The sequence below is a fragment of the Streptomyces muensis genome, from assembly GCF_021474425.1.
Lineage (GTDB): Bacteria > Actinomycetota > Actinomycetes > Streptomycetales > Streptomycetaceae > Streptomyces > Streptomyces muensis.
The window spans coordinates 1-11,882 of the sequence record NZ_JAKEIP010000081.1; the positions used below are offsets into that span (position 1 = coordinate 1).

Sequence of the window (11,882 nt, forward strand, 5' to 3'; positions counted from 1 at the left end):
GCCCCTCCCCCGCCCCAGCTCGCTCCCCGGGATCTCGATCACCTCGATGCCCTGCTTGCGCAGATGCGTGTTGGTGGTGGAGTTCCGCTCATAGGCGACGACGACGCCCGGCTCGACGGCCAGCACGTTGCAGCCGTCGTCCCACTGCTCGCGCTCGGCCGCGTGGACGTCCTGGGTCGCGGTCAGGACGCGGATCTCGTTGAGCCCGAGCGCGGCGGCGATGGCGCGGTGCATGTGCTCCGGCGGATGGTCGGTGACCTTCAACTCCTTGTCGCCGGCGCCGGGTTCGATGGTGTACGAGCGGAGCATGCCGAGCCCGGCGTACTGGGTGAAGACGTCGCCGTCGACCATCGTCATCACGGTGTCGAGGTGCATCAGGGCGCGCCGCTTGGGCATGTCGAGGGCCACGATCGTCTGCGCGGACCCGGCGGCGAACAGCTTGTGGGCGAGCATCTCGACGGCCTGGGGCGTGGTTCGCTCGCTCATCCCGATGAGGACGGCACCGCCGCCGATCACCAGGACGTCGCCACCCTCGATGGTGGAGGGGTAGTCGGCCTGGCCCTCGGACCAGACGTGGAACGTTTCGTCACGGAAGAGGGGGTGGTGTCGGTAGATCGCCTCGAAGTGGACCGTCTCCCGCTGCCGCGCCGGCCAGCGCATGGCGTTGACGGAGACGCCGTCGTAGATCCAGGCGGAGGTGTCGCGGGTGAAGAGGTGGTTGGGCAGGGGGGCGAGGAGGAAGTCGTCGAGCTCCATGACATGGAAGCGCACGGAGGTCGGCTCGGGGTGCGCCTCCAGGAACTCCCGTTTGGTCATGCCGCCGACGAGGGCCTCGGCCAGTTCGGCGGAGGGCAGGCTCTCGAAGGCCGCGCGGAGGTGGTCCGTGGCGAGTACGCCGTACTCCTTCTCGTCGAAGACCCGCTCCAGGACGAGCTCGCGGGCCACCGGGATCTCCAGGGCCTCGGTGAGCAGATCGCCGAAGAGGTGCACGGCGACCCCGCGGTCGCGCAGTACGTCGGCGAACCCGTCGTGCTCGGCGCGCGCCCGGCGCACCCACAGCACGTCGTCGAAGAGCAGGGCGTCCTTGTTGCTGGGGGTGAGCCTTTTGAGCTCGAGATCGGGCCGGTGAAGGATGACGCGGCGCAGCCGCCCGGCCTCGGAGTCGACATGGAATCCCATGCCTCCATCCTGACCACCGCACGCGGTATTCACCCCCCTGCTTGACCACCTTCCCCTCGTCTTGTTCTCGTCCTCTTGACGACAACCCGGCCACCGGATTATCGTCCACGTGACGAGAAATCGTGGAGGGGATCCCATGGCCGACATCACCCGGCGCCTCGGCTGGCGCCATCTGCGCGGCGCGTCCACGGCGCACATCCGCCACCACCGCGGCGGAAAGCTGCTGCACGACGGCCCCGGACTCAGCTTCTGGTACCGCGCGCTGACCGCGGCACTCTCCGAAGTGCCGGTCGACGACCGTGAGTTGGCGATGACCTTCCACGCCCGTACGTCCGACTTCCAGGACGTGGCCGTCCAGGCGACGGTCACCTACCGCGTCAGCGACCCCGCGCTGGCCTCGACCCGCCTGGACTTCTCCGTCGACCCGGACACGGGCGCCTGGCGGGGCACACCGCTGGAGCAGCTGGGGACGCTGCTGACGGAGACGGCCCAGCAGCACGCGCTGGACGTGCTGTCCCGTACGTCGCTGTCGGCGGCCCTGGTCGACGGCGTCACGGCGGTGCGGGAGCGGATCGCGGCGGGCCTGGCCGGCGAGCCCCGGCTGCCGGCGACCGGCATCGAGGTGGTCGCCGTACGCGTCGTGGCGCTGCGCCCGGAACCGGAGGTGGAGCGCGCGCTGCGCACTCCGGCCCGCGAGCAGATCCAGCAGGAGGCCGACCGGGCGACGTACGAACGGCGTGCGGTGGCCGTCGAGCGGGAGCGCGCCATCGCCGAGAACGAGCTCGCCAGCCAGATCGAACTCGCCCGCCGCGAGGAGCAGTTGGTCGACCAGCGGGGCACGAACGCACGCCGGGAGGCCGAGGAGCACGCGGCGGCCGACGCGGTGCGGGCCGAGGCCGAGGCGGCACGGACGGTGCGGCTCGCGGAGGCGGAGGCCGAGCGTTCCGTACGGCTGGCCCGGGCGGAGGCCGAGGGCGCGCGCGAGGTCGGAGAGGCGCGGGCGCAGGCGCAGGCGGCCTGGCTGCGGGTGCACGCCGAGGTGGACGTGGCGACGCTGCACGCCCTCACCGGGACACGGCTGGCGGAGAACCTGCCCCGGATCGACAGCGTCACGCTGTCGCCGGACGTGCTGACCGGGCTGCTCGCCAGGCTCGGTGCGCGGGAGCAGGCGTGAGCCTCGCCCCGCGGGTCGTCCTCGTCCATCGCACCACGGAGTACGAGGAGTTGGTGGCCCGGCACGGCACCCACGGCCAGGCCGCCTTCTTCCTCTCCTCCCGGGGCCGCGACATCGCGGAGGTCGCCGAACGCCACCACCGCACCCGGCGGGCGCTGACGGAGGTGGCCGCGGCGATCCCGCTGACCTGGCGTCAGACCCGGGTGGAGCGGGCCGACCTGGACCGTTTCCTGTTCGCGCCGGAGGACGTGGTCGTCGTGGTCGGCCAGGACGGGCTGGTCGCGAACGTTGCCAAGTACCTGGCCGGCCAGCCGGTGCTCGGCATCGACACCGACCCCGGCCGCAACCCGGGCGTCCTGGTCCGCCACCGCCCCGAGGACGCCGGCCCGTTGCTCGCCGCCACGCAGTCGGGAGGGGTCCGCTGCGACGAGCTCACCATGGTGGAGGCCGTCGCCGACGACACCCAGCGGCTGGTGGCCCTGAACGAGATCTACCTGGGCGCCGTCGGCCACCAGACGGCCCGATACCGCCTGGGCCTGGAGGACGACGGGGGTGTCGTCGAGGCCCAGGCCTCGTCCGGGGTGCTGATCGGCACCGGGACGGGGGCGACCGGATGGATCCGGTCGGTGTGGCAGGAGCGGGGAGGGCGGCTGCGGCTGCCCTCCCCGACCGAGGAGCGTCTGCTGTGGTTCGTACGGGAGGCCTGGCCGTCCCCGGCCACCGGTACGTCACTGGTGGCCGGGGAACTCGCCGCCGCGCACCGTCTCCACCTCACCGTCGAGTCCGAGCGGCTGGTCGCCTTCGGGGACGGGATGGAGACGGACGCGATGGAGCTGACCTGGGGGCAGACCCTGCGCCTGGGCGTGTGCCGGGAGCGGCTGCGGCTCGTCGGCTGACCGTGCGGTGAACGGCGACCGGCCGTCACAGCCGGGGGTCGACCGGCTCCGACTCCAGCGCCAGCACCCCGAACACCGCCTCGTGCACCCGCCACAGCGGCTCGCCCTCGGCCAGCCGGTCCAGGGCCTCCAGACCGAGCGCGTACTCGCGGATGGCGAGGGACCGCTTGTGGTTGAGGAACCGCTGCCGCAGCCGGGCCAGGTTGTCCGGGCGCGTGTACTCCGGACCGTAGATGATCCGCAGGTACTCACGCCCCCGGCACTTGATGCCGGGCTGGACGAGCCGCCCCTCCCCTCCCCCACTCTCGGCTTCGCTCGAGCGGGGGGACCCCCATCGCACGACCGCGCCGACCGGCTTGACGACCATGCCCTCGCCGCCCCGGCCGGTCATCTCCAGCCACCAGTCGACGCCGGCCCGCACCGACTCCGGGTCACCGGTGTCGACGTACAGCCGCCGGGTGGTCTGCAGGAGACCCGTGCCGTCGTGCTCCACCAGCCGGTCGAGCAGCGCGAGCTGCTCGTCGTGCGGGAGGGCGGCGAGACTGCGGCCCTGGACCGCGAGGATCTGGAACGGTGCCAGACGTACGCCGTCCAGGCCGTCGGTGGTCCAGCAGTACCGGCGGTACGCCTCGGTGAACGAGGCGGCGTCGGTGGCGCGCTCGCGCTGGCGGGCCAGCAGGTCCGACACGTCGACGCCGCGCGCCGAAGCACCCTCCAGCGCGGCCAGCGCACCGGGGAACACCGCCCCGGAGGCGGCGCCGACCGCCGCGTACTGCGAGCGCAGCAGGCCCTGTGCCTTCAGCGACCACGGCATCAGCTCGGCGTCGAGCAGCAGCCAGTCCGTCTCCAGGTCGGCCCACAGGCCGGCCTCGGTGACCGCGGCCCGGACCCGGTCCAGGATCGTCTCGGTCACCGACTCGTCGTCGAAGAAGGGGCGACCGGTACGGGTGTACAGCGACCCGGTGGGGCCGTCGACGCCGAACCGCTTGCGGGCCACGTCCGCGTCCCGGCACACCAGGGCCACGGCCCGCGAGCCCATGTGCTTCTCCTCGCACACGACCCGCTCGACACCGTCCGCGGCGTACTGCGCGAAGGCCTCGGCGGGGTGCTCCAGATAGCCGTCGATGTGGCTCGTGGCCGTGGGCGCCATGGTCGGCGGAAGGTACGGCAGCAGGCGCGGGTCCACGGCGAAGCGGCTCATGACCTCCAGGGCAGCGGCCGCGTTCTCCTCACGGACCGACACCCGGCCGGAGTGCCGGGTCTCCACGACCCTGCGGCCCCGCACGTCGTCGAGGTCGAGCGGACGTCCGTCGTGACCGCCCGGTGCCTCCGTCCGCAGCGGCCTGGTCGGCTCGTACCAGACCTGCTCGGCCGGTACGTCGACCAGTTCCCGCTCCGGCCAGCGCAGCGCGGTCAGCTTGCCGCCGAAGACGGCACCGGTGTCCAGGCAGATGGTGTTGTTCAGCCAGGTGGCCTCCGGCACGGGTGTGTGGCCGTACACCACAGCGGCCCGGCCCCGGTAGTCCTCGGCCCACGGGTAGCGCACCGGCAGCCCGAACTCGTCGGTCTCCCCGGTGGTGTCGCCGTACAGCGCGTGCGAACGCACCCGCCCCGAGGTGCGGCCGTGGTACTTCTCCGGCAGACCGGCGTGGCAGACCACCAGCCGGCCGCCGTCGAGGACGTAGTGGCTGACGAGCCCGTCGATGAACTGCCGTACCTCGGCGAGGAACTCCTCGCTCTCGCCGTCCATCTGCTCGATGGTCTCGGCGAGTCCGTGGGTGTGCTGGACGTTACGGCCCTTGAGGTAGCGGCCGTACTTGTTCTCGTGGTTGCCCGGCACGCACAGCGCGTTGCCCGACTTGACCATCGCCATGACGCGCCGCAGCACGCCCGGGCTGTTCGGGCCGCGGTCGACGAGGTCGCCGACGAAGACGGCGGTACGGCCGTCGGGGTGCACGCCGTCGACGTAGCCCAACTTGCCGAGCAGCGACTCCAGTTCCGAGGCGCAGCCGTGGATGTCGCCGACGATGTCGAACGGGCCGGTGAGGTGGGTCAGGTCGTTGAAGCGCTTCTCGGTGACGACGGTGGCGTGCTCGACGTCCGCCACACCGCGCAGCACGTGCACCTTGCGGAAGCCCTCGCGCTCCAGCTGCCTGAGCGAGCGGCGCAGTTCGCGGGTGTGCCGCTGGATGACCCGACGCGGCATGTCGGCCCGGTCGGTGCGGGCGGCGTTGCGCTCCGCGCACACCTGTTCCGGCACGTCGAGCACGATGGCGATGGGCAGCACGTCGTACTGCTTCGCCAGCTGGATCAGCTGCTTGCGGGCGTCCTGCTGCACGTTGGTGGCGTCGACGACGGTGCGGCGGCCGGCCGCCAGGCGCTTGCCCGCGATGTAGTGCAGGACGTCGAAGGCGTCCCGGGTCGCGCTCTGGTCGTTCTCGTCGTCGGAGACCAGGCCGCGGCAGAAGTCGGAGGAGATGACCTCGGTCGGCTTGAAGTGCCGGCGGGCGAAGGTGGACTTGCCGGAGCCGGAGGCGCCGACGAGCACGACGAGGGAGAGGTCGGTGACGGGAAGGACCCGTCCCTCGGTTGCCGGGGTGGTGGTCTCGCTCATGCGGCCTTCGCCTCCTTCACGTTCACGTCGTTCTTCTCCGTCTGGAAGACGGCCATCTGGGTGGGCGGCCCCACCTCCGGGTCGTCGAGCCCGACGGGCACGAACTCCACGCCGTACCCGTGCCGTTCGGCCACCGCCCGCGCCCAGACCCGGAACTCCTCGCGGGTCCACTCGAAGCGGTGGTCGCCGTGCCGGACGTGCCCGGCCGGGAGGGACTCCCAGCGGACGTTGTACTCGACGTTCGGGGTGGTCACCAGGACGGTCCGCGGACGCGCGGCGCCGAACACCGCGTACTCCAGGGCGGGCAGCCGGGGCAGGTCGAGGTGCTCGATGACCTCGCTGAGCACGGCGGCGTCGTAGCCCGCCAGCCGTTTGTCGGTGTAGGAGAGGGAGCTCTGGAAGAGCTTCACGCGCGCGGCCTGCCGCTCCCCCATCCGGTCCAGCTTCAGCCGCCGCCCGGCGATGGTCAGCGCCCGCATCGACACGTCCACGCCGACGATCTCGGTGAACGCCGGGTCCTTGAGCAGCGCCTGCACCAACTGCCCCTGCCCGCATCCGAGATCGAGCACGCGCGCGGCACCGGACGCCTTGAGCGCGGTGATGATCGCGTCTCGCCGCTGCACGGCGAGCGGAGTCGGCTTCTCCTCGGTCTCTCCCTCCGCCTCGACGGCGTTGTCGATGTCCTCGACCTCGCTGTCGTCGGCCTCGGCGAGCCGCACCAGTTCCAGCCGCTCCATCGCCTGCCGGGTCAGGGACCAGCGGCGCGACAGATACCGGCTGGTGATCACCTTCTGCTCCGGGTGGTCCGGAAGCCATCCCTCGCCGGCCCGCAGCAGCTTGTCGACCTCGTCGGAGGCGACCCAGTAGTGCTTGGCGTCGTCGAGCACCGGCAGCAGGACGTACAGATGCCGCAGGGCCTCGGCGAGCGTCAGCGCCTCCGACTCCAGGACGAGCCGTACGTACCGCGAGTCACCCCACTCGGGGAACCGCACGTCCAGCGGCACGGGCTCGACGGTCACCGCCCAGCCGAGCGGCTCGAAGAGCCGTCGTACGAGTTCGGGGCCGCCGCGGGCCGGAAGCGCGGGCACCTCGATACGCAGGGGCCGCGGCTGCGCCGGCAGGCCCGGCCGGGCGTTGCACACCCCGCGCATCGCGCTGGAGAACACGCCGCTCAGCGCGACCGCGAGCAGCGAGGAGGCGGCGTACGGCCGGTCGTTCACGTACTGCGCGAGCGCCGCGTCGGGGGCACCGCCCCGTCCCTTTCCCTTGCCCCGCCGGACCAGCGCCACCGCGTCCACCTCCAGTAGCAGCGCCGCCGTGCAGCGCTCGGCGTCCGCCTCCGGGTAGAGGACGTGGGCCTTGCCGTAGGAGGTGGAGAACGCCTGCGATTTCTCGGGATGCTTGTGCAGCAGAAAGCCGAGATCGGTGGCCGGACGCTCCGGAGTGCCGGTGGTGGTGATGGTCAGGAACACGGTGGGTAAACCTCAGAATGGGTTCTGAACTGCGAATATTCGCCGGGCCCGCTTGGCCGGGGCGCCTGATCAACGTACAGCGAATGCCTCGAACACACTCAGGGTTTTCCACTCGCCCGCCGTCGCCCGGCCCGGGGCACCACGGCGGCGGCCGGTGTAGATCTCCGGCCGCGCCGACGCCGCCCGCCATGTCCTCCCAGGGCCTGAGCCGAGTCGAGAAGCTATGCCGTGAGAACACCGCGGTTGTAGCGGAGAGTCCACACGACGACGGCGACCAGGACCGCTGTGATGACGGCCGTTCCCGCGACCGAGCCGGTGGTGGCGAAGATGCCGCCGAATCCGGCGACTCCCAGTGCCGCACCCACCGCGAGGCTGGTCTCCTGGAGAGCCGCTGCGCGTGCGACGTCCTTGGGTGGAACGCTCCCGAGCAGGTACGCGTCTCCGGACGCCATGGAGACCCCCACGCCGAGTCCGATCAGGAAGCTGGCCGGCCACAGGCCGCCGAAAGCGGCTACCACAAGACCGACAGCGCACGTGGCCAAGCTGACCTGCAACATGTGCACCGGAGAAAATCGAGACTGCAGTTTATGGAAGGCGAACCCTCCGAGTGACACCCACAGCGCCAGGACCGAGACCGGCAGGATGGACAGCAGCGAATCGACCTCCGCGCTGAAGAGAAAGACCGATCCCGTGTAGCACGCCGACCCGAAGACGAGTGCGAGCGAACAGGCTCCCAGTCGGGAGAAGGGCAGCATCCTCACGTCGATGAGCGGGTCCCGGGAGCGGAGTTGACGCACGCAGAACACCGCCAGAATGGCGCAGCCGGCCAATGTCGCCAGTACGCGCCCGAGTGCCTCGCCATGACTCTGCAGACCTGCCACGAAGAGTCCGAATCCAAGAAAGGCCAGGACTGAGGAAGCGACGTCGATCTTGGTCGACGAGGCCAGGCCCAAATCGATGTCGCGCAACAGCAGGGTCGCGAGAACGCCGCACAGTACGGCGATTGCGGCCGGCAGCCAGAACAGCAGGGTGTACGCGTCGATATCGACGAACACCCGGCCGATCAGTGGTCCCACACCGGCCCCGATGCTGTACGTGGTGATCCACAGGGAGTAGCCCAGTGTGCGCTCCGCGGTGTTCGGCAGCCCGCCGATGACCGAGGCGACGCTGGAAACGATCAGCGCGTAGCCAAAGCCTTGCACGAACCGGGTCGTCGTCCATGTCGCCGGTGAATCCAGTAGTGCGGGAGCAGCGCCCGCGACGGCGAACACGAGAAGCCCGATCGCCAATGTCACGCCGGGGCCCATCCGTGCGCCGAGGCGGGACCCGAGGACAACGCTCGAGGCGAGCGCGATCGTGTACCCGTCGATGAACCACAGTCGCCATGAATCGGTGAGCACGGGCAGGTCATAGGCGATGGAATTGAACAGCGTGGAGTCCACACCGCCGAGGAACATGGGAACTAAGAGAAGAGGAAAGAGAATCTTTTTTGGCACGGTGGACCGCACCGGAGAAAGCGTGCTTGCGGACATGGCGGACCTCGTCTTGGTTGGCGGGTAGAACCACCTAAGACGGTTCTACCATCCCTGCACATCGGGAGCAACCGGCCAGGGTGGTTCCCCGCTGGCCGAGGGCAGGTGCACACCGCAGGTGGGCCGAGGCCATCAGGGCCTGGCCCACCTGCGGTCAGCCGCTTTGCTCAAGTGGCCGGAAACTCGCGGTTGCTGAGATGCTGCGGACGCGGCTTGGGTGCGGAGAACGGGGCCTCCAGCGTGTTCTCCACGCTGTTGTAGACAATGAAGATGTTGGAGCGCGCGAAGGGCGAGAGGTTGCCGTTGGAGCCATGGAGCAGGTTCGAGTCGAACATCACCGCGGATCCGGCAGGACCGGTGATCTGCTCGATTCCATGCTTCTCGGCCATGCGCGTCAGGTGCTTCCGGTCCGGGGAGCCGACAGACGGACTGGCCACCCGGAGCGACTCCTTGTGGTAGTCCTGCGGCGTCTCCCCGATCGTGGGAATGAACGACTTGTGGGTGCCGGGCATCACCATGAGCGGCCCGTTGAACGGGTGATTCTCGGTCAGTGAGATGGAGACGCTGAAAGCGCGCGGCCGGGGCATGCCGTCCTCGGAGTGCCAGGTCTCGAAATCGGAGTGCCAGTGGAACGGGGCACCGCCGAATCCGGGCTTGTAGTTGACCCGGCTCTGGTGGATGTACACGTCCGAGTCGAGGACCTGACGGGCGATGTCCGTGAGCCGAGGGGACCGCAGCAGTTCGGCAAAGAGTTCGCTGACCTTCTCGACCTCGAAAACGGACCGCACCTGCTCCGACTCCGGCTCCAGAATCGCGCGCTCACTCGCGCGCAGCGCCGCGTCCTCGCTGAGCCGCTGCAGTTCGGCGAGGTAGATCTCCACCTCATGCGCGGTCAGCAAGTTGTCGAGAACCAGGTAGCCACGGGACTCGTACTGATTCAACTGCCGGCTGTCGAGCGGACCCGGAGCCTCTCCCCACACGGTCGGGTCGGTCCGCGGCTGGGGGACGGACTCACCGATGATTCGGGTCGGATACAGGTCGGGGCGCACAGTGGTGCTCATACGAGGGTCTCCTTTGCCGGGAAATGAAATCGCTGGTTCGTTCTCCAGCCATCTCGATTCTGCGAGCTTCCGCACGGCGAAGGAAGAAGTGACGGGTGGACTGAATCGGTCCTGACCTAATCAGTCCCGCGGTTCCATGAACCTTGCTCTTCGACATGGAACCAACTAAGCTGGTTCCATGTCCGTTGTGCATGTCCCCGAGTTCCGCCTCGGCAAGGTGCTGGCGACCAGCTTCACGGCGACCCTGACGGAGCGTTGCGGCGAGCCGGTGGAGCGCATTCCCGTGCCGTCCCGGCTCGTGGACTGGCTGGCGGTCTACGGGCTCGTGGTCGACTCCTGCACGGAGTCGCAGCTCGTTCACGCCCGGGAACTACGGGAGTCGATCCACGCGGCCGCCACGGCAGTCGCGAAGCAGGAACCGCTTCCCGCTCCGGCTGTCCAGGTCATCAACGACTGCAGTGCTCACGGTCAGGCCTCGCCGATCCTGACGCCCGAGGGCGGCTGGCGGTGGCGGCTGGGTTCCGCCTCCGTGGAAGACGCTCTCAGCGTGATCGCCGCCGACGCGGTCAGCATCATCGCCGGAGAGCGCCCCGGAAAGATGGCCCTGTGCGCATCGCCGACCTGCCGGGCCGCGTTCTTCGACGCCAGCCGAGGCCACACACGCCGATGGTGCGAGATGAACACATGCGGGAATCGCGAGAAAAAGGAACGCTTCCTCGCCAATAAGCGCAAGAAGTCGAACCCGGCAGGCTGACCACCGGTCCGGTTCGCAGGTGACGGGGCCCTCACCCGGCCGGGAAGAGAACGGGAACAGGACGGGAAGGCCGTACCGCACGGTGGCGTTCATGTGTGCACACTTGCTGAGAAGCTCGCAGCTCAAGCTGCTCCTGGTGATGCCGAGCCACCAACTCGTGCGAAAGGGAAACGAGCTGGGGTTCCGCCTCTGGTCGATATGGGATCCGTCCCAGCTCGAGGCCGACTTCGCGCCTCGCGTCGAAGAGGTCTCCGAAGAGCTGCTGCTCACCGATTTCTCCGACGAGACCGTACTGCGCGAGACCGTCGCGCGAACCGCGCGACGCCATGGCATCGACGCCGTGCTGCACGGCGGACACGACGACCCCGCCCCGTCGGTGATCCAGGAGGCCTGGCAGTTGGGCCTGTCCACGAACCCGCCGGCGGTGTACGAACGCCTCCGGGGCCTCGAAGGGGACGGACAGGAACCCGCGTCGGCTCCCAGGGTGAGCGTCGAGACCCTGACCGTGAACGGGAACCACCACGTCGTGGGAATGACGGCTCAACGCACCACAGGACCACCGCACTTCCACGTGACGGGCTACCTCCATCCGGCGCCGTTGACCGACTTCGAGCGCCGCACCATCGAGACGGCCGTCCAGGAGCGGCTGACGGCAAGCGGATACCACTGCGGCCCGGCCCACACGATGGTGGCGCTGCTGCCCCAGGGGCCGCGGATCGTCTCCTGTCGCGCGCACCTCGGTGCCGACGGCATCCCCCTGCTCTTCGAGGTCGCGCGCGGGTTCGACCTGGAGGCGGCGGTCTTCAAGGGCCTGCTGGGCCGCCGCCCGGTCGTGCCGAAGGCGCACCAGTACGCGGAGATCGGCTTCTTCCTGCTGCCCGAAGGACGGTTGGAGACACTCACCGGCACGGAGGACATCGCCGTGACCCCGTGGGTACGCGGCGCCCGATTCCCGTACTCCGTCGGCGACTTGGTCGCTCCCGTCGGCGACGCGCGCGCACGGCGCGCCTATGTGGTCGTCGAGGGGGACACACCCGAACTCACCCGTGAGCGGATCGCCAGGGCCCGAGGTGACCTGGTGGCTCAAATCCGCTAGGTCATACGGAGAAGCGCGCCCGACAGCCATGCCCCGCCCTCTTCCGGGGCAGGCGAGGACCCAGGGACGGGATTCGGCCTGATCATTCCTGGCGCGTGCTCGGT

General features: G+C 69.8%; 9 protein-coding genes. 4 read left to right on the forward strand and 5 right to left on the reverse strand.

The window, feature by feature from the left end; genetic code table 11:
* A partial coding sequence (locus L0P92_RS20510) for an arginine deiminase (protein WP_234764249.1) occupies positions 1 to 1,179 on the reverse strand: 1,179 nt, incomplete at its 3' end.
* 136 nt (positions 1,180 to 1,315) lie between these two features.
* Here L0P92_RS20510 and L0P92_RS20515 point away from each other — a divergent pair.
* Together L0P92_RS20515 and L0P92_RS20520 are read left to right on the forward strand one after the other, a co-directional pair.
* Positions 1,316 to 2,353 (forward strand): SPFH domain-containing protein, encoded by a 1,038-nt coding sequence (locus L0P92_RS20515; protein ID WP_234764250.1) that lies wholly within the window; start codon positions 1,316 to 1,318, stop codon positions 2,351 to 2,353.
* Positions 2,350 to 3,249 carry a diacylglycerol kinase catalytic domain-containing protein gene (locus L0P92_RS20520; protein WP_234764251.1) on the forward strand — a complete coding sequence of 300 codons (900 nt, stop codon included), beginning with the start codon at positions 2,350 to 2,352 and terminating at the stop codon, positions 3,247 to 3,249. The genes L0P92_RS20515 and L0P92_RS20520 overlap by 4 nt, the downstream gene beginning before the upstream one ends.
* 25 nt (positions 3,250 to 3,274) lie before the next feature.
* Here the strand turns inward: L0P92_RS20520 and L0P92_RS20525 are convergent, their stop codons facing one another.
* The 4 genes from L0P92_RS20525 to thpD all read right to left on the reverse strand — a co-directional run bounded on the left by L0P92_RS20525 (position 3,275) and on the right by thpD (position 9,928).
* The gene (locus L0P92_RS20525; protein ID WP_234764252.1) at positions 3,275 to 5,863 is read right to left on the reverse strand and encodes a polynucleotide kinase-phosphatase; all 2,589 of its coding nucleotides are present in this window, start codon (positions 5,861 to 5,863) and stop codon (positions 3,275 to 3,277) included.
* Positions 5,860 to 7,335, reverse strand: a complete 1,476-nt coding sequence (locus L0P92_RS20530) for a 3' terminal RNA ribose 2'-O-methyltransferase Hen1 (RefSeq protein WP_234764253.1) — start codon at positions 7,333 to 7,335, stop codon at positions 5,860 to 5,862. The genes L0P92_RS20525 and L0P92_RS20530 overlap by 4 nt, the downstream gene beginning before the upstream one ends.
* 221 nt (positions 7,336 to 7,556) lie before the next feature.
* Entirely contained in the window at positions 7,557 to 8,867 is a 1,311-nt protein-coding gene (locus L0P92_RS20535) for an MFS transporter (RefSeq protein WP_234764254.1), read from the reverse strand.
* Between the two features lie 167 nt (positions 8,868 to 9,034).
* Positions 9,035 to 9,928 (reverse strand): ectoine hydroxylase, encoded by an 894-nt coding sequence (gene thpD, locus L0P92_RS20540; protein ID WP_234764255.1) that lies wholly within the window; start codon positions 9,926 to 9,928, stop codon positions 9,035 to 9,037.
* Between the two features lie 178 nt (positions 9,929 to 10,106).
* On the opposite strand from thpD, the gene L0P92_RS20545 reads away from it, so the two are divergent.
* Positions 10,107 to 10,682, forward strand: a complete 576-nt coding sequence (locus L0P92_RS20545) for a CGNR zinc finger domain-containing protein (RefSeq protein WP_234764256.1) — start codon at positions 10,107 to 10,109, stop codon at positions 10,680 to 10,682.
* A gap of 91 nt (positions 10,683 to 10,773) precedes the next feature.
* The gene (locus L0P92_RS20550; RefSeq protein ID WP_234764257.1) at positions 10,774 to 11,778 is read left to right on the forward strand and encodes an ATP-grasp domain-containing protein; all 1,005 of its coding nucleotides are present in this window, start codon (positions 10,774 to 10,776) and stop codon (positions 11,776 to 11,778) included.
* The last annotated feature ends 104 nt before the right edge of the window (positions 11,779 to 11,882 follow it).